25 protein-coding genes are annotated in these 22,127 nt (G+C 57.9%); 16 read left to right on the plus strand and 9 right to left on the minus strand.

Annotated features, from left to right (window positions below; translation table 11 throughout):
• Nucleotides 1–105: 105 nt before the first annotated feature.
• The 3 genes from ACR0K5_RS07700 (at nt 106) to ACR0K5_RS07710 (ending at nt 3,693) form a co-directional block, all read left to right on the plus strand.
• Nucleotides 106–783 (plus strand): orotate phosphoribosyltransferase, encoded by a 678-nt coding sequence (locus tag ACR0K5_RS07700; RefSeq protein ID WP_480629114.1) that lies wholly within the window; start codon nt 106–108, stop codon nt 781–783.
• A gap of 201 nt (nt 784–984) precedes the next feature.
• Complete coding sequence (locus ACR0K5_RS07705) at nt 985–2,475, plus strand: replicative DNA helicase (protein WP_480629115.1); 1,491 nt, start codon at nt 985–987, stop codon at nt 2,473–2,475.
• A gap of 168 nt (nt 2,476–2,643) precedes the next feature.
• Entirely contained in the window at nt 2,644–3,693 is a 1,050-nt protein-coding gene (locus tag ACR0K5_RS07710) for a Hint domain-containing protein (protein ID WP_480629116.1), read from the plus strand.
• Nucleotides 3,694–3,739: 46 nt separating this feature from the next.
• Here ACR0K5_RS07710 and ACR0K5_RS07715 read toward each other — a convergent pair whose 3' ends face one another.
• The gene (locus ACR0K5_RS07715) at nt 3,740–4,279 is read right to left on the minus strand and encodes a GNAT family N-acetyltransferase (RefSeq protein WP_480629117.1); all 540 of its coding nucleotides are present in this window, start codon (nt 4,277–4,279) and stop codon (nt 3,740–3,742) included.
• Nucleotides 4,280–4,519: 240 nt separating this feature from the next.
• Here ACR0K5_RS07715 and alr point away from each other — a divergent pair, with 240 nt between their 5' ends.
• The 11 genes from alr (at nt 4,520) to ACR0K5_RS07770 (ending at nt 14,395) form a co-directional block, all read left to right on the plus strand.
• A complete protein-coding gene (alr, locus tag ACR0K5_RS07720; RefSeq protein ID WP_480629118.1) occupies nt 4,520–5,554 on the plus strand; it encodes an alanine racemase in 1,035 nt (344 codons plus the stop codon).
• Nucleotides 5,551–6,333: an MlaE family ABC transporter permease gene (locus ACR0K5_RS07725; protein WP_480629119.1), complete on the plus strand. Its 783-nt coding sequence runs from the start codon at nt 5,551–5,553 to the stop codon at nt 6,331–6,333. Before alr ends, ACR0K5_RS07725 begins: the two co-directional genes overlap by 4 nt.
• Nucleotides 6,330–7,076: an ABC transporter ATP-binding protein gene (locus ACR0K5_RS07730; RefSeq protein WP_480629120.1), complete on the plus strand. Its 747-nt coding sequence runs from the start codon at nt 6,330–6,332 to the stop codon at nt 7,074–7,076. Before ACR0K5_RS07725 ends, ACR0K5_RS07730 begins: the two co-directional genes overlap by 4 nt.
• The gene (locus ACR0K5_RS07735; protein WP_480629121.1) at nt 7,076–7,468 is read left to right on the plus strand and encodes a hypothetical protein; all 393 of its coding nucleotides are present in this window, start codon (nt 7,076–7,078) and stop codon (nt 7,466–7,468) included. Before ACR0K5_RS07730 ends, ACR0K5_RS07735 begins: the two co-directional genes overlap by 1 nt.
• Nucleotides 7,469–7,478: 10 nt before the next feature.
• On the plus strand, nt 7,479–7,931 hold the full coding sequence (locus ACR0K5_RS07740) for a paraquat-inducible protein A (RefSeq protein ID WP_480629122.1): 453 nt from the start codon (nt 7,479–7,481) through the stop codon (nt 7,929–7,931).
• Between the two features lie 212 nt (nt 7,932–8,143).
• Nucleotides 8,144–8,863, plus strand: coding sequence for a DNA repair protein (locus tag ACR0K5_RS07745; protein WP_480629123.1), 720 nt, complete (start codon nt 8,144–8,146; stop codon nt 8,861–8,863).
• 121 nt (nt 8,864–8,984) lie between these two features.
• Complete coding sequence (gene radA, locus ACR0K5_RS07750) at nt 8,985–10,349, plus strand: DNA repair protein RadA (RefSeq protein WP_480629124.1); 1,365 nt, start codon at nt 8,985–8,987, stop codon at nt 10,347–10,349.
• Nucleotides 10,350–10,389: 40 nt separating this feature from the next.
• Nucleotides 10,390–10,983, plus strand: a complete 594-nt coding sequence (locus tag ACR0K5_RS07755; RefSeq protein WP_480629125.1) for a CvpA family protein — start codon at nt 10,390–10,392, stop codon at nt 10,981–10,983.
• A gap of 651 nt (nt 10,984–11,634) precedes the next feature.
• Nucleotides 11,635–13,158: an amidophosphoribosyltransferase gene (gene purF / locus ACR0K5_RS07760; RefSeq protein ID WP_480629363.1), complete on the plus strand. Its 1,524-nt coding sequence runs from the start codon at nt 11,635–11,637 to the stop codon at nt 13,156–13,158.
• Between the two features lie 301 nt (nt 13,159–13,459).
• The gene (locus ACR0K5_RS07765; RefSeq protein WP_480629126.1) at nt 13,460–13,708 is read left to right on the plus strand and encodes a hypothetical protein; all 249 of its coding nucleotides are present in this window, start codon (nt 13,460–13,462) and stop codon (nt 13,706–13,708) included.
• A 42-nt stretch (nt 13,709–13,750) separates the two neighbouring features.
• On the plus strand, nt 13,751–14,395 hold the full coding sequence (locus ACR0K5_RS07770) for an SDR family NAD(P)-dependent oxidoreductase (protein WP_480629127.1): 645 nt from the start codon (nt 13,751–13,753) through the stop codon (nt 14,393–14,395).
• A 59-nt stretch (nt 14,396–14,454) separates the two neighbouring features.
• Here the strand turns inward: ACR0K5_RS07770 and ACR0K5_RS07775 are convergent, their stop codons facing one another.
• The 4 genes from ACR0K5_RS07775 to ACR0K5_RS07790 all read right to left on the minus strand — a co-directional run bounded on the left by ACR0K5_RS07775 (nt 14,455) and on the right by ACR0K5_RS07790 (nt 16,970).
• Nucleotides 14,455–15,297, minus strand: coding sequence for an ATP-binding protein (locus tag ACR0K5_RS07775; protein ID WP_480629128.1), 843 nt, complete (start codon nt 15,295–15,297; stop codon nt 14,455–14,457).
• 117 nt (nt 15,298–15,414) lie between these two features.
• Nucleotides 15,415–16,293: a twin-arginine translocase subunit TatC gene (gene tatC, locus ACR0K5_RS07780; protein WP_480629129.1), complete on the minus strand. Its 879-nt coding sequence runs from the start codon at nt 16,291–16,293 to the stop codon at nt 15,415–15,417.
• The gene (gene tatB, locus ACR0K5_RS07785; RefSeq protein WP_480629130.1) at nt 16,290–16,748 is read right to left on the minus strand and encodes a Sec-independent protein translocase protein TatB; all 459 of its coding nucleotides are present in this window, start codon (nt 16,746–16,748) and stop codon (nt 16,290–16,292) included. Before tatB ends, tatC begins: the two co-directional genes overlap by 4 nt.
• A gap of 6 nt (nt 16,749–16,754) precedes the next feature.
• Nucleotides 16,755–16,970: a twin-arginine translocase TatA/TatE family subunit gene (locus ACR0K5_RS07790; RefSeq protein WP_117868756.1), complete on the minus strand. Its 216-nt coding sequence runs from the start codon at nt 16,968–16,970 to the stop codon at nt 16,755–16,757.
• A 222-nt stretch (nt 16,971–17,192) separates the two neighbouring features.
• Here ACR0K5_RS07790 and ACR0K5_RS07795 point away from each other — a divergent pair, with 222 nt between their 5' ends.
• Together ACR0K5_RS07795 and ACR0K5_RS07800 are read left to right on the plus strand one after the other, a co-directional pair.
• Complete coding sequence (locus tag ACR0K5_RS07795; RefSeq protein WP_480629131.1) at nt 17,193–17,498, plus strand: hypothetical protein; 306 nt, start codon at nt 17,193–17,195, stop codon at nt 17,496–17,498.
• A 21-nt stretch (nt 17,499–17,519) separates the two neighbouring features.
• On the plus strand, nt 17,520–18,191 hold the full coding sequence (locus ACR0K5_RS07800) for a helix-turn-helix transcriptional regulator (protein ID WP_480629132.1): 672 nt from the start codon (nt 17,520–17,522) through the stop codon (nt 18,189–18,191).
• Between the two features lie 62 nt (nt 18,192–18,253).
• On the opposite strand, the gene ACR0K5_RS07805 is transcribed toward ACR0K5_RS07800, so the two are convergent.
• From ACR0K5_RS07805 to ACR0K5_RS07820, 4 genes are all read right to left on the minus strand, one after another.
• On the minus strand, nt 18,254–19,420 hold the full coding sequence (locus ACR0K5_RS07805; protein WP_480629133.1) for a LysM peptidoglycan-binding domain-containing protein: 1,167 nt from the start codon (nt 19,418–19,420) through the stop codon (nt 18,254–18,256).
• Between the two features lie 62 nt (nt 19,421–19,482).
• Nucleotides 19,483–20,133 carry a protein-L-isoaspartate(D-aspartate) O-methyltransferase gene (locus ACR0K5_RS07810; RefSeq protein WP_480629134.1) on the minus strand — a complete coding sequence of 217 codons (651 nt, stop codon included), beginning with the start codon at nt 20,131–20,133 and terminating at the stop codon, nt 19,483–19,485.
• Nucleotides 20,130–20,912 carry a 5'/3'-nucleotidase SurE gene (surE, locus tag ACR0K5_RS07815; RefSeq protein WP_480629135.1) on the minus strand — a complete coding sequence of 261 codons (783 nt, stop codon included), beginning with the start codon at nt 20,910–20,912 and terminating at the stop codon, nt 20,130–20,132. Before surE ends, ACR0K5_RS07810 begins: the two co-directional genes overlap by 4 nt.
• A 114-nt stretch (nt 20,913–21,026) precedes the next feature.
• Entirely contained in the window at nt 21,027–22,121 is a 1,095-nt protein-coding gene (locus ACR0K5_RS07820) for an ABC transporter ATP-binding protein (protein WP_480629136.1), read from the minus strand.
• Between the last annotated feature and the right edge of the window lie 6 nt (nt 22,122–22,127).

The raw sequence follows: 22,127 nt of genomic DNA on the forward strand, positions 1-22,127 counted from the left end.
AAAGCGGACCTCTTGGGGTCCGCTTTTCTTTTGAGGGCCTCTCGACTCCGGCCCAAGGGTCGGGCTATCAGCCCGCAACGTGTTTTCAGCCCCGAGGTTTGCGCCATGATCCCCAGTTCCTTTCCCGACAGCACCGAAATCGCCCGCCTGACCGCGCGGATGCTGCTGGAGATCAAGGCCGTTCACTTCAATTCGCGTGAACCGTTCACGCTGGCCAGCGGACTGCCCAGCCCAACCTATATCGACTGCCGTAAGCTGATTTCGTACCCGCGCATCCGCTCGACTCTGATGGATTTCCTGACGGTCACCGTGATGCGGAATGCCGGTTTCGAGGCCTTCGATAACATCGCTGGTGGTGAAACCGCAGGCATCCCCTTTGCCGCCATGGTGGCCGAGCGCATGGCCCTGCCGATGACCTATGTCCGCAAGAAACCCAAGGGCTATGGCCGCAACGCCCGCATCGAAGGCGCGATGAGCGAAGGGGAACGTGTGCTTCTGGTCGAGGACCTGACCACCGATGGTGGTTCGAAACTGTCTTTCGTTGACGCGATCCGCGAGACAGGAGCGACCTGCGGGCACACAGCCGTGATCTTTTACTATGGCATCTTCCCGGAAACCGAGAAAACGCTGGGCGATCACGGTGTGCAACTGCACAGTCTTTGCACTTGGTGGGACGTACTGGCCGAGGCAAAGGCACAAAAAGCGTTCGATCAAGAGACTCTCGATGGTGTCGAAGCGTTCCTGAACGACCCGCGCGATTGGCAGGAAGCAAACAAAGGCTGACGTGACGCAAACCGTTTCCCAACCGGAAACATTACTGAAGGCCCCCGCCACTCAATCCACAATATGTTGACGGACCCCCACCCTATCCTGCAATATGATGGGGTGGGAAGATATGCACAGGCTATCCCCAGAAAACATACAATTTGCGCCGACTCAGGGCGCTGCGTTATGGCCTCTGTCCGAGGGGCATAGAGAACAGCAATGAACGAGATCAGCAGTATCGAGCAGGCAGCGGCACAGATTCAGAACGCCGAAACCATGCCGCATTCCATCGAGGCCGAACAGCAGCTTCTGGGTGCGATCCTGACGAACAACGATCTGTATGATCGGGTTGCCTCGATCATCGGTGCCGAACATTTCTATGACCCGGTTCATGCCCGCATTTACGAAGTCGCAGCCAACCGCATTGCCAAGAATGCGCTGGCCTCGCCCGTGACGCTGAAATCCTTCATGGCCGAAGACGAGGGCCTGAAGGAACTGGGCGGTCCGGCCTATCTGGTGAAACTGGCCGGGGCCTCGATCAGCGCCTTCGCGGTGCATGACTACGCCCAGATGATTTATGACCTTGCTATCCGGCGCGAGTTGATCCGGCTGGGTCGGGATATCTCGGACAAGGCGGCGCGGGTCGATGTTTCGAGCGAGCCCAAAGAACAGATCGTCGAGGCCGAGCAACAGCTTTACCAACTGTCCGAGCAGGGCCAGACCGAACAAGGATTCCAGTCCTTCCTCAAGGCGGTCACAGAAGCCGTCAACGTCACCAACGAAGCCTACCAGCGCGGTGGCGGCATGGCCGGGATTTCCACCGGTCTGGCCGATCTGGACAAGCAATTGGGCGGATTGCACCCGTCGGACCTGATCATTCTGGCCGGGCGACCCTCGATGGGTAAGACGTCGCTTGCCACCAACGTCGCCTTCAATGTCGCCAAGGCATATAAGCGCGGGCAAAAGCCGGATGGCAGCGAAGGTGCAATTGACGGCGGTGTGGTTGGCTTCTTCTCGCTCGAGATGAGCGCCGAACAACTCGCAGGCCGGGTTCTGGCCGAAGCGTCCGAAATCTCCAGCCATAAAATCCGTCAGGGTGACATGACCGAGGCCGAGTTCCGCCGTTTCGTAGATGCGGCCAAGGAGCTGGAAGCTTGCCCTCTGTTCATTGACGACACCCCCGCCCTGCCGATTTCGCAGCTGGCCGCCCGTGCGCGACGGTTGAAGCGGACCCATGGGCTGGACTTGCTGGTGATCGACTATTTGCAGCTGTGCCGCGGCATGGCCGACAACCGCGTCAACGAAATTGCCGAGATTTCGATGGGCATGAAAGCCATCGCCAAGGAACTGAACATCCCGGTTATCGCCCTGTCTCAGCTGAGCCGTCAGGTGGAAAGCCGCGACGACAAACGCCCGCAACTGTCCGACCTGCGGGAATCGGGCTCGATCGAACAAGACGCCGACGTTGTGATGTTCGTATTCCGCGAGGAGTACTACAAAGAACGCGAAAAGCCCGGCGATCACGAGCTGGAAAAGATGGAAGAGTGGAAGCAAGCCATGGAGCGCTTGCATGGCAAGGCCGAGGTCATCGTCGGCAAACAGCGCCACGGCCCCATCGGTACGGTTGAACTGTCGTTTGAAGCGCAGTTCACCCGCTTTGGAAATCTGGTCAAACCCTGGCAACAGGGTGGCGAGATCGAAGGGTATTAACTCACAACGACCGCCATCTCACCTGTTGAAGTTTCGCTGGGCCTTTCAGTGAACGGCAAGCCGTGACAATTTTTGATTTGATACTTATATTTGTGACCTCACCTAAGATGCTCTGACCGGAATGGCCCGGCATCTTCTTTGGCAACCACTGACTGAGGCCGCGCACCCTTGCCTGCTATTATTTCCGAAATCAGGTACCGCAACGGGCCAAATTTCCCCCCAGATCAGGATTACATCGAAATCCGGGTGCCAACGGGAACTGACATTTCAGATCTGACCGTAGAAGTTTACAACAACGACGGAACGTTGCGCAGTACCGACGTGGTCGGCAACGGCGCAATGACCACCGTAGGGAATTTCGACTATTATGTGGTGTCGGCCAGGATCAATCGGAATGGCGCGGTATCGTTGGTTGAGAATAATTCAGTCGTCAGCTTCGTATCTTTCGACGCAGTAGTGACGGCAACCGAAGGCGCGGCAGACGGTACAACCTCGACACAAGTTGGCAGCACTGGCTCCGATGATACATCATCGTTGCGTTCGACCGATGGTGTGAACTTTTTCGTTGAAAATAACCCCATCCCCGGCGCGCCGTGTTTCACTGCTGGAACTCAAATATTGACTGTCGACGGTCCGGTATGTGTAGAGGACCTGAAAACAGGAAGCCTTGTATTGACCGCGAGCGGACAGGCCAAGATAGTCCGGATGATCTTGTCACGCACCATTGGGCGGGCAGAGCTCTTGAAACAGCCCAGGCTGCGCCCAGTTCGTATTCTGACGGGAGCGCTCGGAAGCGGATTGCCCAAGCGCGACTTACTGGTGTCGCGGCAACATAGGATGCTAGTACAATCCAAAATCGCTCAGCGTATGTTCGGCACGGCGGATGTGCTGATCTCGGCCGTTCGACTAACCAAACTGCCTGGAATATTTGTCGATGATACCGTAGGCGAAGTGACCTACATCCACTTGATTTTTGATCGGCACGAGGTCGTTTATGCCGAAGGGGCACCCAGCGAAAGCCTGTTCACCGGCCCCGAAGCACTAAACGCGATGTCGAAGCCCGCGCGTGAGGAATTATTGACTTTGTTTCCACAACTTCAGAGCGACGGCCATCTAACAAAACCAGCCTTCTACATCCCCAGTGGCAGGCGGCAGAAAAAGCTGGTGGCCCGGCATGTTCGAAACAGCAAAGCGATCATGGATCAGGCCCTGTTCTAAACGTTGGAAACATTCCCGCGGGCCAAGCTGACACAGTCGGCCGCGTTCACCAAAGCGACGGATTGTTCAGCGCGGAAACGCATTGCGACGGGCCGTTCAGTGGTTTCAGTTCGCGACCGTCCAGCGCCTGTCCCAGCCAACCGTGCGGATGGCTTAGTTTCAGGGGCGGTTGTGCAATGTCTGCAGTGATCTGCTTAAAACCCGTTTTGCAATAATAGGCCGGATCGCCATATGTCAGTGCGACATCCACGCCCGACGCCCGCAAACGTTCCAGACCAAAAGAAATCAGCGCCTGTCCAACACCTGTTTTTTGAGACCCCGTTTGTACGGCCATCGGCGACAGGATGAACACTTGGCGCGTATCCTGAGAAAACGTCATCCGGGAAAAGACTGCGCAGCCAAGCAATTCCCGGTCCTGGTGTGCGGTGCACACCAATAAACTCTCAGGTGCCGTGCTGTTGAGCAATTCCCGCACGAACGCCCCGATAACCGCGCCCTCTTCCGGTCCTTCCGACGCAGCAAACACATCAGCAAAAAGATTGGTGATCTCTGACGGGCCCCGAGCCAATCCGGTAGAAAAATCCATGACTTCCTCGATATCTGACGCTGCGCCCCATCTTCGCCGGGACGGAACGATCCTGTTCAAAGGATCGCTTTAACGTGGATGTGAAGACAATCCCGAAAACGCCCAACTACAGCGACAGGTTGCCAATTCTTCTGATTTATCGGTGATTTCCGCCACAAGTAACGAAACACCGTCATAAACCGCCAAGTAAATGCGCCATTCCCTCTTGACCTCGGACGGCGCAATGTCATGAACAGTGCCATGAGTACTGCACGTTTGACGATCAATCTTCAGGCGCTCGCCAGCAATTGGCGGGCGCTCGACGCGAAAACCGGGGTCGAAACCGGTGCTGTGGTCAAGGCCGATGCCTACGGGCTGGGGGCCGGACCCGTCAGTAGCACCCTGGCCGAGGAAGGTGTTCGTAAGTTCTTTGTGGCCGCCGCCGAAGAAGGCGCCGCCGTTCGCCAGGCGGTCGGCCCCGGCCCGACGATCGGTGTCTTTTCAGGACATATGGAGGGCGATACCGACCTTCTGCGCGAGAACAACCTGACTCCACTGATCAACTCGGGCGAGCAGTTCCAGCGCCATATCGAGGCACTGCCAGACCATCCCTTTGGCATCCAGCTGGACAGCGGCATGAACCGGCTGGGGCTGGAGCCCGCCGATTGGGCCGAACTGCGCCCAAAGGCAGAGGCCCTGGAACCCGTCGTCGTCATGTCCCATCTGGCCTGCTCGGATGAACCGGATCATCCGATGAACCAGCAGCAGCTGAAAACCTTCCGCGAGATGACTGACGGTGTCACCGCGCCACGTTCACTGGCTGCAACCGGCGGTACGCTTCTGGGCCCTGAGTTCCATTTCGATTTCTGCCGTCCGGGCATCGGTCTCTATGGCGGCATGCCTTTTGCAGACGCCAAACCTGTTGTCACAGTCGATCTGCCCGTCATTCAGGTACGCAAGGTGGCCGTGGGTGAAACTGTCGGTTACGGCAACAGCTGGGTGGCGCGTCGGCCATCCCGTATAGCTACCGTTGCGGCGGGGTATGCAGACGGCCTGCATCGTGCCATCGGGGGCGGCATCGACACCTTCGCGGGCAATCAGCCCTGTCCGGTTGTCGGGCGCATTTCGATGGACCTGATCACGGTTGACGTCACTGACCTGCCCAAAGACCCGGAACGCCTGCGTATCCTCAACGGCCATCAGACCGTCGATGATCTGGCCGAGGCTGCCGGAACAATTGGCTACGAAATCCTGACTTCGATGGGCAATCGCTATTCTCGGGGTTACGTCGAATGAACCCGATGACCACGCTCGGGGGGCTGGGTCGCGCTGTACTGGGCCTGATGGCGTCCTTTGGCCGGGTGGCACTGTTTGCGCTTGATGCCATCTCGCATATCTTGCGCCCACCTTTCTATCCGCGCGAATTTGGCATGGCCCTGCTGAATATCGGCTGGCTGTCTCTACCTGTGGTTGGCCTGACGGCGATCTTCACCGGCGGCGCGCTGGCGCTGCAGATTTATGCCGGTGGCGCGCGTTTCAATGCCGAGGCCGTGGTGCCCCAAATCGTTGCCATCGGCATGGTGCGAGAGCTCGGCCCGGTTCTGGTCGGTCTGATGATCGCCGCGCGCGTGACCTCGTCCATCGCGGCCGAGATTGCCACAATGAAAGTGACCGAGCAGATCGACGCACTGGTCACGCTGTCGACCCACCCGATGAAATACCTGACCGCTCCCCGCGTGCTGGCCGCCCTGATCACCGTGCCCGCTTTGGTCGCTGTGGGTGACGTCATCGGCATTGCCGGCGGATACACGGTTGCCACCCAGAACCTGGGCTTCAACCCGGCGGCCTATCTTAAAAACACGGTGGATTTCCTTGAAACCCGCGACATCGTCTCGTCGTTGGTCAAAGGCGCGGCCTTCGGTCTGATCGCGGCCATCATGGGCTGTTACTACGGCATGAGTTCGGGCCGAGGTGCACAAGGCGTGGGCCGCGCCACCAAAGGCTCGGTCGAGGCCGCAGCGGTGCTGATCCTGGCCGCAAACTTCGTTCTCACAGGGGTATTCTTCTCGCTATGATCCGGATGGAGAACGTACAAAAAGCCTTTGGCGACAACCACGTATTGCGTGGAATGGACCTTGAGATCCCAAAGGGCACCTCGATGGTCATCATCGGCGGTTCGGGCACTGGTAAGTCCGTGGCGCTTAAATGTATCCTTGGCCTGATCAAACCCGACAGCGGCATGATCTATGTGGACGACAAAGACGCCAGCAAGGGTGACCGAGACGCGTTTCTGGCCCGGTTCGGCATGCTGTTTCAGGGCGCGGCCTTGTTTGACTCGTTGACCGTCTGGCAAAACGTCGCCTTCCGCCTGCTGCGCGGATCGCTGAAACGCCCGACCGAGGAAGCGCGAGAGATCGCCATCGAAAAACTCCGCCGCGTCGGTCTGAAATCCAACGTCGCCGACCGCTTTCCAGCCGAGCTGTCAGGCGGTATGCAAAAACGCGTGGGCCTTGCCCGCGCCATCGCCGCCGAGCCCGAGATCATCTTTTTCGACGAACCCACCACCGGCCTCGACCCGATCATGTCCGGCGTCATCAACGACCTGATCCGAGAGATCGTGACCGAGATGGGCGCCACCGCAATGACCATCACCCACGACATGAGTTCGGTCCGCGCGATTGCCGACAACGTGGCGATGCTGCACGATGGGGTGATCCAGTGGACCGGCCCAGTCGCGCAGATGGATGCCTCGGGTGATCCTTATGTGGAGCAGTTCATCAGCGGGAGTGCGGAAGGGCCGATTGAGGCGGTACGGTGATGGACAACGCAATAGTTGTCTTGCAACAAGTGCTATTTTATTACCTTTTGTCGGTAATGCTCGCTTGGTTTATTATTTACTTCATCGGCGAAAAATCAGGAGTACCCCGTTTACTCAAAACTGAAGTAATCTTCTTTCCAGTGATTTTCTCGATGATAAAAGGCCTGCTACCCGGTATGCTAGTCGGCGTTCTTTTGTCGCAAGTGTTTGGTATAAAAGGTCCAATCTCTCTAGTTCCAGTTATGGGAGGCTCAGTCGTTTCTGCAGTTATCCTACATCGAAAATTGCGGTCAACAGTATCACACAAACGACAATCTGACCTCCTCGTCGGAGCCATCTTTTTGATTTACACTGCGGGTTTGGCGCTTTTTTTCAAAGGCATGAGTGCCTAAATCTGCACACATGCCCCTCCGCCTCGCAACCCTTTCCCTCCTGATCCTCTACCCCATCGCATGGTTCGCCCCGCTGATGCGCGCGGGGTTCCTGCCAATATTCGGCCTCAGCGAAATCAGCGTCATCACCGGCCTCCAGTCGCTGTGGAAATCCGACGTTTTCCTTGCGCTGATCGTCACCATCTTCGCCTTGTTTGCGCCCTACATCAAAACCATCGGCACCGCGCTGATCCAATGGAACCTGCTGGATGCCCGCGTCCAACCCGCGCTCAACATCCTCGGCAAGCTAGCCATGGCCGATGTCTTTCTGATCGCGCTTTACATCACATTGGCCAAGGGCATCTCATACGCCACCATCGAAACTGCGTGGGGTCTTTACCTCTTCACAGCCTGCATTTTGGCCTCGATCGCGCTTGGCCATATTACAGAGATGACATCCACTTCACGAAAAGCTCAGACCTAATTGATTGAAAACACAAGTCTAAGTATCATCTTTATATTTCGAGCAGTAAAGTTTTGTAGTTCGCGGGTCCTTAGCGGATCACCTGTTTTGTCTTGATCTCCCTCCGCTAGGGCCCGGTGTGTTCCGGTTTGAGAAGGAGTTCGACGATCATGGCCGCCCTCCAAAGCATCACCTTGCAATTTCAGAATGTCTTATTGAGATTGACCTTTTTCATGATATGCGCGGCCGCCCTGCTGGCCGTTTCAGCCACGCTGTTATCCGTTTTGGGCGTATTGCCCTGGCTCTCAATGCAGGCCGGATTTGGTGAGGCGCAAGCAACGGATGCCGGAATGTACATCCAGATTGGCCTGACGGTGCTGTTTCTCATGCTGGCGTTTTACCTGCCCGCCAATGCCCGAATGATGGCCCTGGAAAACAACCACCGCAAATTTGCCCTCAACATGCATGACATCGCAGAAGCGTATCAAATGGCCCATGCCGCTGACCGTGGCGGGCTGTTCATGATGTCCTCCGAGTTTGACGCCGTCAAAGAGCGCATGGGTTTTCTGCGCCAGCACCCTGACCTGCAGTCGCTCGAGCCGGAGATTCTGGAATTGGCCGCGCAGATGAGCCAGATCAGCCAGGAACTGGCCCAGACCTATGGCGATGCACGGGTCGAACGCGCGCGGATGTTCCTGCAACAGCGACAAGAAGAAATCGAGTTATTTCAACAGCGGCTGGAAGAAGCGCAGGTCATCCAGAACGAGTTGCGCCAGTGGACCCGCGATGTCGAAATGGAAGAGACAATCGCCAAGTCGCAACTGGCACGCCTGCGGGATGAGCTGTTCGAGCTTTTGCCAGAACTGTCGACTCAATTGCACACGCCGCGCAAAGACAATTCCACCAAGGCATCGAGCGTGGTTGCAATGTCCCCCCCTCGGGCGGCGGAATAGGCGCGACAGCGCCCGCTGCGGATGATGGCCCATCCGGGCCTGAAGCCGCAGCGCGCCACCGGCGGTGAGTAAAGCCCGCAAGGGCTTGAAGAACCGCCCAAGCTCGGGCACGAAGTGCGTCATGGCAAAGACGACTTCTTTCTCCTGCTCGGCCTGCGGCGCGACACATACCCGGTGGTCCGGGCGCTGCGACGGTTGCGGCGAATGGAACACCATCGCTCAGGACGCGCCCCTTTCGGCTGGACCGGCCAGGAAATCCCTCGGCGGCAAACGCGGCCAGTCCATCGCACTCACGGACCTGTCGACCGAGGAAACCCCGCCCCCCCGAACGCTCTGCGGGGTAGAGGAACTTGACCGTGTGCTGGGAGGCGGCCTTGTCCCCGCCTCGGCTCTGCTTGTGGGCGGAGATCCCGGCATCGGCAAATCCACGCTGCTTTTGCAAGCCGCAGCCCGTTTTGCGCGAGCGGGTGTCAAAACCATATATGTCTCGGGCGAGGAAGCCAGCGCCCAGGTCCGGATGCGTGCGCGTCGTCTTGGGCTCGAGGATGCTCCGGTACAACTTGCCGCCGAGACCAACCTGCGCGACATCCTCACCACGCTCGAGGCAGAAAAGCCCGGTCTGGCGATCATCGACTCGATTCAGACCATGTGGGCCGACAACGTGGACAGCGCCCCGGGTTCGGTGTCGCAAGTCCGGTCCGCGGCACATGAACTGACCACGTTTGCGAAACGACACGGGGTTTCAATCATCATGGTCGGCCATGTCACCAAGGAAGGCCAGATCGCTGGCCCCCGCGTGGTCGAACACATGGTTGACACGGTGCTTTATTTCGAAGGTGAACGCGGCCACCAGTTTCGCATCCTGCGCGCGGTCAAGAACCGTTTTGGACCAGCGGACGAGATCGGCGTGTTCGAAATGACCGGAAAGGGGCTGGCGCAAGTGACCAACCCCTCGGCCCTGTTCCTTTCTGAACGTGGCAAACCAAGCCCCGGCTCTGCTGTTTTCGCCGGCATAGAAGGCACCCGCCCCGTGCTGGTCGAGTTGCAGGCACTCGTCGCACCATCACCCCATTCCCAGCCCCGCCGCACGGTTGTCGGTTGGGACAGCGGACGGCTGGCGATGATCCTTGCGGTGCTCGAAGCACGTTGCGGCATCCCCTTCGCTGGCCTTGATGTCTATCTGAACGTCGCCGGAGGGTTGAAAGTCAGCGAACCCGCCGCCGATCTTGCTGTGGCAGCTGCACTTCTCAGCGCCAGGGAAGACACAGCGCTGCCCGCAGACACAGTTGTTTTCGGAGAAATCTCGCTGTCCGGGGCACTTAGACCCGCCCCTCAGACCGAAAACAGGTTGAAAGAAGCGCAAAAACTTGGTTTCACAGCGGCAATTGCTCCGGCAGGTGGCAAAACCGGCACTGTGGCAGGTCTGACACTCACCCGACCCTCTGATTTGGTGGGGTTTGTTGGCGAAACCTTCGGAGCAGGTTAAAGTCGCGCCGCGAGGGGCAGAAAAAGAACAGGCGAGGGCCATGGAAGGTTTTACAATAATTGACGGGGTCGTCGCCCTGATCATCGTGGTGTCGGGCTTGTTGGCCTACTCACGTGGTTTCATGCGCGAAGTTCTGGCCATTGCAGGCTGGGTCGCAGCGGCTGTTCTGGCGTTCATTTTTGCCCCGCAGGCTGTGCCGCTGGTCAAGGAAATCCCGGTGGTCGGAGATTTCCTGCGCGACAGCTGTGAACTGTCGGTGATCACCGGCTTTGCGGCAGTCTTCGCGGTGGCGCTGATTGTGGTCAGCATCTTCACACCGCTGTTTTCGTCGTTGGTTCAGCGCTCGGCTTTGGGGGGTCTGGATCAGGCACTGGGGCTATTCTTCGGCATCGCACGCGGTATTCTGCTGGTTGCGATCGCCTTCTTTGTGTACGACACCGTCATGACAGGCCAGTCCTACACTATCGTTGATGAAAGCCGGTCGGCAAAAGTGTTCGAACAGTTCAGCAGTCAGATTGAAGAACAGAACCCCGAAGCAGCTTTGGGTTGGGTAACCGCACAATATGAAGAGCTTGTTGCCAGCTGCACGGCAGGAAATGAACAACCTGCAACCACGGCACCAGTCGACGGCTAATCTCAGGTTAAACTTGGAAATTGAAAGCCCGGCACTGCCCGGGCTTTTTTATGACGGTTCAAATATACCCTTCTCCGCCACAAACTGTACAGCGGATCGCTTTCAACCCGAAACAACCGTCGCACCGGCTGAATATAGGTTTGCCGTGAATATCGCGACTTTTAGCAAGCTGACCTGCCCCGTTGCAGATCTGGCAGGGCGCGCGCCCCATTCCCCGGCACCTATGGCATCGTTGCTTGATCGGCTCCTGTTTCTTTTGTTGAGGCTTATGCTGCCACATTCCGGCCCTCTGCGTGCTGCACCAATCCCAATTTGCCCATATTCATTAGCATGACAGCATATATGAATGCACATGTCATCCGTTTCATGAGCATGAGCCGCTGCGCACAATTTGAGCCTGCGGCAATAGGTGAGTGTGATCCTTTGGTGACAGCCACGCCATTAGGCATTATGTGGAGGCCAACCCGCCACGGAATCGGAGCCACCGATCTTGTTCTTTCTGTACGAATGCGCGCTGGTCGTAATGATGGTCGCCCTATTGGCGTCATGTTCACTTGCTACCAAAACACCCGTGCACGCCTTACAGACGATCCGAATCCGAAAAGCGGTCAAGCCTCAGATGAAATCGTCATAGAAGTTGGAGCCCCGTACATGTGTGGGATTTTGGGAATCGCAAGCCGGACACATGATGTGTTTGCCGAGATCTATGACGGGCTGCTGATGTTGCAGCACCGGGGTCAGGACGCGTCGGGCATCGTGACCTACAACGGCGAGTTTTTCCGGGAAAAGAAGGCCAACGGTCTGGTCAAGGACGTGTTCAACGCCAAGGATGCCGAAACACTTCTGGGGCACGTCGGCATGGGCCACGTTCGCTATCCCACTGCCGGCTCGCTCAGCGCGGCAGAGGCACAACCCTTCTTTGTGAATGCGCCCTATGGCATCTATCTGGTTCACAACGGCAACATCACGAATACGGCTGAACAACGAGAGAAAGTGACCGGGAAGTACAGCCGTCACCTGCGCACCACATCGGATTCCGAGATCTTGCTGAACGTGCTGGCCGACAAGGTCGCGGACGCGATCAAGGTGAATGGCAATGCTGAACCCATTCGCAACCTGTTTGCAGGCGTCAAGATGACCATGGAGCGTGTTCAGGGCGCCTATTCCGTTATCTGTCTGGTCGCAGGCGTCGGCATGCTGGCCTTCCGCGATCCGTTTGGCATCCGGCCTTTATCAGTCGCCAAGCGCGCGGTCGACGGCGAAGGAGACGACTACGCTTTTGCATCGGAAGACGTGGCCTTTGGTATCAACGGCTTTGAAAAACTGCGCGATCTGCGTCCGGGTGAGGCCATCCTGATTGATCTGGACGGCAATATGCACGAGTTTCAGGCCGTCGAGGGCAAGCTGACGCCCTGTATTTTCGAATATGTCTATCTTGCCCGTCCGGACTCATTGCTTGACGGTGTCTCGGTTTACAAAACCCAGATGCGCATGGGACAGACGCTGGCCAAACAGATTCAGGACTCGGGTCTGGAAATCGATCGGATCATCCCTGTGCCTGACAGTGCCCGCCCCGTGGCTCTGGAAGCTGCGAAGATCACCGGCATCCCTTATCGCGAAGGCTTGGTTAAGAACCGCTATGTCGGACGCACCTTCATCATGCCCGGTCAGGCAGAACGGCAGAAATCTGTCCGACGCAAGCTGAATGCCGTCCCGTTGGAATTCGACGGTCATAGCGTTTTGCTGATCGACGATTCCATCGTGCGTGGCAACACGATCAAGAAGATCGTCCAAATGTGCCGCGACGCCGGGGCCAAGAAGGTCTATATCGCCAGTGCCTCGCCGCCAGTTAAATACCCCAATGTCTACGGGATCGACATGCCCACCAAGGCCGAACTGATCGCAAACGGCAAAGAGATCGAAGAGATCCGCAAAGAACTGGGCGCGGACGCGCTGTTCTATCAGCACCTGGATGACCTAATCTGGGCTGCCAAGGAAGGCAATCCTGAGATCGAAGCCTTCGACTGTTCCTGCTTTGATGGCAACTACATCACTGGAAGTGTCAGCGAAGGTTATCTGGACAATCTGGAAAACAGCAGCCGTGTCAGCCAGAAACGTGCGGATATGGAGGTTCCAGGCGGGTCCTGGAACGCCGCAAAACTGGCTTCTGGCTGAGTTGAAAAGTCGGGCCTGACGCAATCGGTTTCCCATTCTGATTGGCGAATCAAAGCGACGCAAGACTTTTGCCAAACGATAGCTGCCACCCGGCACGGTCGCGGGCAGGTGTTATGGATGAGTGGGAAATCGCCACAACCAAACGGCGAATTATGCGCAATCACAAAGGCTTTTTTCAAAGCTACCAAATCGTGATGCCACCTGTCCGTGCCGTGCTTTTGTTCTCTTGATCATTTTGATATCCGGCAGCGACCACTCACTCAAAAAAAGGGGTTCGGGGCGAGCTTCCGGACCGCGGATCATGTCAAACGCCACAGTCAAAAGTGCGGCCACTCAACAGGGCGCGCTGAAGAAGAATTCCGTTTCGGTTCTGGGGGTCTTTGGGCCAAAGGCCGATATGCGCGCCCTTATGCGCCTGTCTTCGGGCCGTGTGAAAGAAGTCAAGCCGGGCAGCCGTGTCGCCTCGGGTACCGTAGTCGCGATTGATGAACATGGCATTATGCTGCGACAAAGCGGCCAGACCAAGCGTATCACCATTCCCGGCAGCTAATCGCGACTTGACGCCCCGCGCACAGGGGTTCAAACCGCAGCCATGACCGATCAGACAAAAATCGCCCTTGTCACCGGGGCCTCTCGCGGGTTGGGCGCTGCCTTGGCAGAAGCGCTGGCACCCGAATACCATATCGTCGCCGTTGCCCGGACCACCGGCGGGCTTGAGGAACTGGACGATCGCATTAATGCCAAGGGCGGCTCAGCCACTCTGGCACCGATGGACATCACCGATCCAAACGCAATGGCAACCCTGTGTCGGGGAATTCATGACCGTTGGGGCAAAGTGGATTTGTGGCTGCACACAGCCATTCATACCTCGGCGCTGACCCCGGTGCATTTTGTCGATCCCAAGGAATGGACCAAGGCGATCAACACGAATGCAAACGCGACCTCGGTTTTGATCCCGTATGTCACGCCCCTTCTGGGTGAGAATGGACACGCGGTGTTTTTTGATGACCCGAAAGCCGGTGAGAAGTTCTATGGCATCTACGGCGCCACCAAGGCCGCGCAAATGGCTCTGGCCCGCAGTTGGGCGGCCGAGACCGAACGCACCGGACCTCGGGTTTCAATCGTGGAACCTGCACCGATGCCGACGGCCGTGCGCGCACGGTTTCATCCCGGGGAAGACCGGGACGCGCTGAACAGCACCACAGATGAAGCCGCGCGGATACTGGCCTTGCTCTAGAAAATGGCCCTGACGGGCCATGCCTCCGGTCTGGGTATTTTAGCCAGATGAAATTGGGATCAGGCGATATGCACGCCGTTGCGCCCGGCCAGATCGACGAAGAACTGCCAAGCGACACGGCCCGAGCGCGATCCGCGTGTGGCTTGCCATTCGATTGCTTCGGCGCGCAGAATTTCCGCGTCGACTGAAACACCATACGCCGCGCAATAACGATCGATCATGGCCAAGTATTCGTCTTGATCGCAGGGGTGGAAACCCAACCAAAGACCAAAACGGTCGGACAGCGAGACTTTTTCCTCGACCGCCTCTGACGGGTTTATGGCGCTGGAGCGTTCGTTTTCGATCATATCCCGCGGCATCAGGTGGCGTCGGTTCGAGGTTGCGTAGAATACCACGTTTTCAGGGCGGCCTTCGATGCCGCCATCCAGAACCGCCTTGAGCGATTTGTAGTGCTGGTCATCGTGGCTGAAGGAAAGGTCGTCGCAGAACAGGATGAACCGATACGGCGCCGCGCGCAGATGGTTCAGCAGGCGCGCAACCGTGCCCATATCCTCGCGCTGCAGTTCCACAAGTTTCAAATCAGGATGGTCCGTGCTCAGAGTACCATGCACAGCTTTCACCAGGCTGGATTTGCCCATCCCCCGTGCACCCCAGAGCAGCGCGTTATTCGCCTTGTACCCGGCTGCGAACCGACGCGTATTGTCCAACAGTGTATCGCGTGAGCGGTTAATGCCGACCAGAAGATCCAGATCGACCCGGTTGACCAGAGAAACAGGTTCCAGTCGATCCGGTTCCACATGCCACACAAAGGCCGGGGCAGCGGCGAAATCGGGCGCAGCCAAAGGAGCCGGTGCCATGCGTTCCAACGCCTCGGCGATACGGTTCAGGGCTTGGTCGTCCATCTGTGCCTCCGGTCTTGTCTGGAGGGGTTCAAAGCACGTTCCGATTAGAGCAACAAGAGCTTCGAATGAAAAAGGCGCACCATGAATGGCGCGCCCTTCTGTTTTTTGTCGGCGGAATTATTTGTCGTCTTCGAATTCCTGCATCAGGTCTTCGTCTGCTTCCGCCTCATCATCGTAATATCCGTCGGCGCGCAGTTGCTCTTCACGCTTCCTTTCGACACGGGCGACAAGGAAGATCGAAATCTCATAGAGACCATAGACCACAACAAACAGGATAATCTGAGTGATCACGTCCGGCGGCGTGACGATTGCCGCTAGAACCAAGATACCGACGACCGCGTATTTTCGCACAGCGCCCAGGCCTTCGGCACTCACCAGCCCTGCCTTACCCATTAGAGTCAACAGGACAGGCAGTTGGAAGCAAAGGCCAAAGGCGACAATGAACTTGATCGTAAGGTTCAGATATTCCTGTGCCGAGCCTTGGAACACCACACTCAGCGGTGCCGCGTTGACACCATCAGCGACGGCCTCTCCTTCAGTTCCGAATTGCTGGAACCCAAGAAAGAAATCATAAGCCAGCGGCGTGACAACGTAGAACGCGAAACTCGCGCCCAAAAGGAACATGAAGGGCGAAGCCAGCATGAAGGGCAGAAACGCGTTCTTTTCCGACTTGTAGAGGCCCGGTGCCACAAAGCGCCACATCTGCATCCCGATATAGGGAAACGCCAGAATGAAGCCGCCCAGCAAGGACACTTTGATCGCAACAAAGAACCCTTCCTGCGGCGAGATGAAGATCAGGTCACAATCCTGCCCTCGGTCAGCCAGAACCTGACACAGAGGATCGGTCAGAAAGTTGAAGATCGGCGTAGCCACGGTAAAACAGATGATCATACCGATCAGAAAAGCCACGACACTGTGGATCAACCGCGTCCGCAGTTCGGTCAGATGCTCGATCAACGGAGCCGAGGAATCGTCAATCTCGTCGGTTTTGCTCATGTCTTGCTTTCAGTGTTCAGCGCGGCTTCGGCTTTTTCGGCCTTTGCAAGCGCGTCCGCGGCTTCCTTGGCCTTACGCTCAGCAGCGGCGCGGGCAGTGGTAGCCTGAATCTTCTTGGCCTGCTCGGCGCGCTCTGTTGCCAGTTTACCGGTTTCGCTGTCCGGATCGAACTTGGTGGGATCGATGCTTTTCGCCATGTCCTGCGCGGCTTGCTTGACGCCATCCATGGCCGAGCCCACAGGATTCGCGGCCGCGTTGAGACCCTTCTTGATCTCGTTCACCCCGGCCTGATCGGCAGCTTCGTTCATAGCGCTGCTGAACTCACGCGCCATTCCGCGCGCTTTGCCGACAAAACGCCCGACATTGCGGAACAACACCGGCAGGTCCTTCGGCCCCACGACGATCAGGGCAACGATGCCGATGACCAGAAGCTCGGTCCAGCCCAGATCAAACATCTGCGGTTACACCTTGTCTTTCTCGGTCTCGGGTGTGACGTCCTTGGCCAGCTCGGAGGCGTCCTGTTCCAGCTCTTCCGAACCGTCTTTGACGCCCTTCTTGAACGCAGTGATGCCTTTGCCGACTTCACCCATCAGCGAGCTGATCTTGCCACGGCCAAACAGAACCAGAACCACAACGGCGATTAGCAGAAGACCTGGAAGGCCAATATTGTTGAGCATGTCTTTTCTCCTTTTTCTTCGGCGCACGTGCGCGCCGGGAATATGAACTGGGTCCGTGTTTACGCCCCTATGTCCTGTCTCAAAAGGGATCAAGAACAGATTGAGGGTGAAAATTGATGTGATCTGGGAAAATCTAAGGGGTCGTATTTTTCAACTGACAGGTTTATGTCAGTTGGGCATGAGTAAGAAGACGATATCGAAACCAGGTCAACGGAGTACAAAATGACCCATGTCGCTGAAATCGTCACCTTCACCCTCGCCAATGGCACCACGCCAGAGGAGTTCGTGAAACTCAGTCAGGCTTCCGAGGCCTTTGTGCGCAGTGCGCCGGGCTTTGCCCATCGGCAGCTCAGTCAGGGCGCAGACGGTCGCTGGACTGACTATGTTGTCTGGACGGATATGAAGGCGGCACAGGACGCCGCCGCGCAGTTCCCGCAGCAGGACTTCTGCGCTGGCCTGATGGCTGCCATCAACCCGGATAGCATTCAGATGCGCCACGAGAACGTATTATGGAACATGACTGCCTAGGCGCGGTCCGGGCGGCGAGTCATGCGCCGCACTGACCGCCTGTTCGACATCATCCAGATCCTGCGCGACGGCAAACTGCACCGCGCGCAGGATATCGCCGACCGGCTCGAGGTGTCTGTCCGCACCATCTATCGCGACATGGATACGCTGGTGGCCTCGGGCGTTCCTGTCGAGGGGGAACGCGGCGTAGGTTACATGGTGCGCGAGCAGATCACCCTGCCCCCGCTGAACCTGACCCCGGCCGAGCTGGAAGCCCTGAACCTCGGCATGGCTATCGTGGCCGAGGCTGCGGATCCGGACCTGAAAGCGGCCGCCAACTCTCTGGCCGACAAAATTGATGCCGTTCTGCCAACGCAAGTGGTGGCAGAGGCCGATACGTGGAAATTCGCGGTATACCCATTTGCTGACGCCGCCCGTGGGCTTGCTCATATGGCTCCGATCCGCGCAGCCATCAAATCGCGCCAGAAACTCCAACTGTCATACCGCCGGATTGATGGCGTTTTGACAGAACGCACCATACGCCCGCTTCATATGGAATACTGGGGCCGCGTCTGGACCCTCACCGCCTGGTGCGAACAGCGCCAAGGCTTCCGTGTCTTCCGCATCGACCTGATCGAATTCGTTGCGCCGCTTCCGGAACTTTTCGCAGACGAGCCCGGCAAACGCCTGAGCGACTACGACCCAAACGCCTGACAGGTTTCATCTTTCCACAAACATGCCCGGCCGAAGCATGACCCGAAACGGGCCATTCACCCTCACTTCAGGTAAGGCTCGGGATCAACAGATTCAAATCCTTTGCGCACTTCAAAGTGAACGTAGGCATCCTCTCCGCCCCGCAGCTGCGCCAGCTTTTGCCCGCGACGTACCCGATCACCTTTCTTGACGGTGATATCATCGACATTGGCATAGACCGTCAGCAGATCGTTTTTGTGTTTCACCACGATGATGGGCACTTGATCCGCATCAGCCGTAATCGCCGCGACGGTGCCCGCGTCAGCCGCACTAACGGCCGTGCCAGGCGCTGCGGCAATGTCGATGCCCTCATTCTTGCCCTTGTTGTAACCGCGAATGATCGTGCCGCTTACCGGCAAAGACAAAGCTGAAGACCGCGTACTGGTCGGTGCTTCGGCGGTCACATCGGGGGCTTCGGCCAAAGGCGCGACCTTTTCGTCCGGCAAGGGCTGAGTGGCACTCGGCGGTGTCGGTGTGGGCGATCCCTGCCCCGGTTCCGTTACTTCGGTGGCCGCAACAGGCGCCGCTGCAGCAGCGCTTTGACGTGGTGCAGGCTGGTTTTTGACCGGGATCAACAGAAACTGGCCTTCACGCACGGTGAAATCCGACCCCAAGCCATTCCACTCCGCCAGCGACTCGACCGGCACCTGGTATAGGCGCGAGATCGTATAGGCCGTCTCGCCACGCTTGACCTTGTGACGGACAGGTTCCGGCCCGGTTGCGACAGGTGCCGGGGCAGGTTTGGCAGGTTCCAATGTTGTCGTCCTGACGCCCCCCGTTTCCGGGGCCTGGTCAATTGCGGCTCCGGCAACTGACGCGATGTCTACGCCGCTACCTGCGCCAACGGAACGCGGCAATGCAAGGACTTCGCCCTCCCGCAGGGTGTCGGTGGTCTGAAGACCGTTGAAACGCGACAGCTCGCCCTCTGGCAATCCAACCCGTGCGGCTACATCGCGTACCGTGTCACCCCGTCGGGCTACGACCACCTGATAGTTCGGGTAGGTTATCACCCCCCGGCTGTCGGGTGTTGGGCGGGCCGTTGTTGCCGATTGCGCTGCATCGGTGGTCGAAAACCCGCCGATCTGCCCACGCAAATCGTAATCTAGTGGCCCCTCACACCCGGCCAGAATAGCCAGAGCGGCCACTCCGGTCGCGCAGCGACGCATAGCTGATTTGGATACTGCACTCATAATTCTGTCCTCAACGCCTGCCCCTGTTGTCCGGGGTTCCGGCGACCAATTCATTAAGCCTGTTACGCCTCGTCCTTGCCAAGCCCCTCAAGCAGAGGCACGAAACGGACTGACGTCAATTCGTCATAGTCCAGACCGGTCTCGGTGCGCGTCACTTTGATCAGCTGCTGCACCGCGTCCGACTGACCTACGGGTAAGACCATAATACCCCCGATTTTCAGCTGCGCCAAGAGCGGTCCCGGAGGGTCCTCGGCCGCCGCCGTTACAATGATCCGATCAAAGGGGGCCTGTTCCGGCAGACCAAAGGATCCATCCGATAACATGGCCGTAATATTCGTCAGTCCCAGATCGGCAAATAGCTTTCCTGTTTCGCTGACCAGCCGACGGTGACGCTCGACCGTATAGACCCGGCGCGCCAGTTTTGACAGGATTGCCGCCTGATAGCCCGACCCTGTTCCAATCTCCAGCACGGTATCCCGCGGCCTTACATCCAGCGCCTGAGTCATAAGACCAACAACAGACGGTTGACTGATCGTCTGGCCGCAGGAAATCGGCAAAGGCATGTCCTCGTAGGCGCGATCCGAAAACAGGCCGGTTACGAAGCGACCTCGGTCAACCTGTTCCATCGCCGCCAGAACGCGCGCGTCCGTAACCCCCCGTTTGCGTAGGGCAAACAGGAACTGCATTACTGTTTCCGGGTCCAGTCCGCTCATTCGACTGCCTTCAATGCCTCCAGCATGTCATGTGCGGTCAGGTCCGCGCGCATCGGCGTGACCGAAATATAGCCTTCCAGATTGACCGCAGCATCGGTTCCCGGTGCGGTTGGATTGTGCTGATAGCCGCCCTTGATCCACAAAAACCGCCGCCCCGAGGGCGAGCTATGCGGCTCGACCGAGAAATGTGTATCGCGCCGGAACCCCTGTGGCGCAACGCGTGTGCCCAGCACTTCATCCGCCGGAACAGGTGGAAAATTCACGTTGTAAAACAGGCGATAATCGCCCTGCTCTGCCGGATTGGCATCCAGAATACGCCGGACCAGATCGGCCCCAAAGCGCGCGGCGGCCTCGAACGGGTCACCCAACCCCAGATTGCGTGGGCCGAAATACTGTGACAGAGCAATCGCAGGAACACCCTGCAGCGCCGCTTCCATCGCGCCGCCAATGGTGCCGGAATACAGCGTGTTCTCAGCCGAATTGTTGCCCCGGTTTACGCCCGACAGGACCAGATCTGGCGGACCGTCAACCATCACGTCGTGCAGCCCCGCCAGCACACAATCCGCAGGCGACCCTTCGGCTGCATAGCGTCGCTCGCCCAGCTTGGCGATCATCGTCGGATGGGTGTAGCTGATGCAATGCCCGACCCCGGATTGTTCAAAGGCAGGTGCAACCACCCAGACCTCTCCTTCGGGTCCTGCCAGTTCAGCAGCAATCGCTTCCAACGTGATCAAGCCCGGAGCGTTAATCCCGTCATCATTGGTCAGAAGAATACGCATGTGCCCGATTTACCCCCGCGTTTGGCCCTTGATAGACCCCGCTCCGCGCTGCGGCAAGCGACGTGGACCTGCAATCTGAGGCTTTCGCGCACCACTTGCGCGGAAATCGAGAGGTTAGTTCTTCGTCTCAGGGAAAACGAAACACTTGTCACGACGAATGGTCAGCCACATGGCACGGCCGGGATTAGGAACAAAGACATTCGGAACTGTCGCCCTGAGGATCGAGCCGTCATAATCCATGCGAAACTCGACCAGACTTTCGTTTCCCAGGAACCGCGCGCGTTCGACCACGCCCCGCGCTGCGACACCATCAGTCGCTGTCGGCAGTGGGCCTTTACCGTTACGGTCGAAATCCAACTTGATGTGCTGCGGGCGGAAGACGATCTCGACATCGGTTCCGTCCGGGATGCCCGGTGCAAGGAACTGACCAAACGGGGTGTCGGCCAAAGCTCCATTAACTTGAGCATGTAACACGTTGACATCACTAAAAAATGCTACCGCCGCCTTATCCGCAGGGCGAGTATAGACGTTATACGGCGCGCCTTGCTGGACAATCTTGCCGCGTCGCATCAGGGCGATTTCATCAGCCATGCGCATTGCCTCTTCGGGCTCATGCGTGACCAGCAGAACAGCGGCATCCTCTTCCTTGAGAATGGCCAGTGTCTCGTCGCGGATACCGTCACGCAAACGGTTGTCGAGGCCCGAAAACGGCTCGTCCATCAGCATGATCCGGGGACGTGGTGCCAAAGCGCGCGCCAAGGCAACTCGTTGTTGCTCACCTCCCGATAACTGATGCGGGAACCCGTCGATGAACCGCATCAGGTCCACTTTGCGCAACAGTTCCTCGACCCGGGCACGTTTCTCGTCCTTGCTGCCCTTCAGACCAAAAGCCACGTTGTTGGCCACGCTTAGATGTGGAAACAGCGCGAAGTCCTGAAACATCAGACCGATCTCACGCCGTTCCGGCGGCACCCGGAACACCGTATCGCAGATCAACTTGCCATCGACGTAGATCTCGCCGGAATCTTGCATCTCGACCCCGGCAATCATGCGCAAGGTGGTGGATTTCCCGCAGCCCGACGGCCCCAGCAGACATGTCACCTTGCCTGCCTGCACGGTCAGCGACACGTCATCCACGACCACCCGCCCTTCGAACCGGCGAATAATGTTACGAATTTCCAGACGCGGAGGAGTTGCGTTACCTGTCACCGATGG

The sequence above is a fragment of the Ruegeria sp. AB9 genome (assembly GCF_056542585.1).

Coding starts and splice junctions, on each gene's coding strand:
- ACR0K5_RS07770 (WP_480629127.1), top strand. CDS start 13,751: ATGACCGATCAGACAAAAATCGCCCTTGTCACCGGGGCCTCTCGCGGG.
- radA (WP_480629124.1), top strand. CDS start 8,985: ATGGCAAAGACGACTTCTTTCTCCTGCTCGGCCTGCGGCGCGACACAT.
- purF (WP_480629363.1), top strand. CDS start 11,635: ATGTGTGGGATTTTGGGAATCGCAAGCCGGACACATGATGTGTTTGCC.
- tatB (WP_480629130.1), bottom strand. CDS start 16,748: ATGTTTGATCTGGGCTGGACCGAGCTTCTGGTCATCGGCATCGTTGCC.
- ACR0K5_RS07800 (WP_480629132.1), top strand. CDS start 17,520: ATGCGCCGCACTGACCGCCTGTTCGACATCATCCAGATCCTGCGCGAC.
- surE (WP_480629135.1), bottom strand. CDS start 20,912: ATGCGTATTCTTCTGACCAATGATGACGGGATTAACGCTCCGGGCTTG.
- ACR0K5_RS07735 (WP_480629121.1), top strand. CDS start 7,076: ATGGACAACGCAATAGTTGTCTTGCAACAAGTGCTATTTTATTACCTT.
- tatC (WP_480629129.1), bottom strand. CDS start 16,293: ATGAGCAAAACCGACGAGATTGACGATTCCTCGGCTCCGTTGATCGAG.
- ACR0K5_RS07730 (WP_480629120.1), top strand. CDS start 6,330: ATGATCCGGATGGAGAACGTACAAAAAGCCTTTGGCGACAACCACGTA.
- ACR0K5_RS07740 (WP_480629122.1), top strand. CDS start 7,479: ATGCCCCTCCGCCTCGCAACCCTTTCCCTCCTGATCCTCTACCCCATC.
- ACR0K5_RS07810 (WP_480629134.1), bottom strand. CDS start 20,133: ATGAGCGGACTGGACCCGGAAACAGTAATGCAGTTCCTGTTTGCCCTA.
- ACR0K5_RS07790 (WP_117868756.1), bottom strand. CDS start 16,970: ATGCTCAACAATATTGGCCTTCCAGGTCTTCTGCTAATCGCCGTTGTG.
- ACR0K5_RS07805 (WP_480629133.1), bottom strand. CDS start 19,420: ATGAGTGCAGTATCCAAATCAGCTATGCGTCGCTGCGCGACCGGAGTG.
- ACR0K5_RS07775 (WP_480629128.1), bottom strand. CDS start 15,297: ATGGACGACCAAGCCCTGAACCGTATCGCCGAGGCGTTGGAACGCATG.
- ACR0K5_RS07725 (WP_480629119.1), top strand. CDS start 5,551: ATGAACCCGATGACCACGCTCGGGGGGCTGGGTCGCGCTGTACTGGGC.
- alr (WP_480629118.1), top strand. CDS start 4,520: ATGAGTACTGCACGTTTGACGATCAATCTTCAGGCGCTCGCCAGCAAT.
- ACR0K5_RS07705 (WP_480629115.1), top strand. CDS start 985: ATGAACGAGATCAGCAGTATCGAGCAGGCAGCGGCACAGATTCAGAAC.
- ACR0K5_RS07700 (WP_480629114.1), top strand. CDS start 106: ATGATCCCCAGTTCCTTTCCCGACAGCACCGAAATCGCCCGCCTGACC.
- ACR0K5_RS07765 (WP_480629126.1), top strand. CDS start 13,460: ATGTCAAACGCCACAGTCAAAAGTGCGGCCACTCAACAGGGCGCGCTG.
- ACR0K5_RS07795 (WP_480629131.1), top strand. CDS start 17,193: ATGACCCATGTCGCTGAAATCGTCACCTTCACCCTCGCCAATGGCACC.
- ACR0K5_RS07755 (WP_480629125.1), top strand. CDS start 10,390: ATGGAAGGTTTTACAATAATTGACGGGGTCGTCGCCCTGATCATCGTG.
- ACR0K5_RS07745 (WP_480629123.1), top strand. CDS start 8,144: ATGATATGCGCGGCCGCCCTGCTGGCCGTTTCAGCCACGCTGTTATCC.
- ACR0K5_RS07715 (WP_480629117.1), bottom strand. CDS start 4,279: ATGGATTTTTCTACCGGATTGGCTCGGGGCCCGTCAGAGATCACCAAT.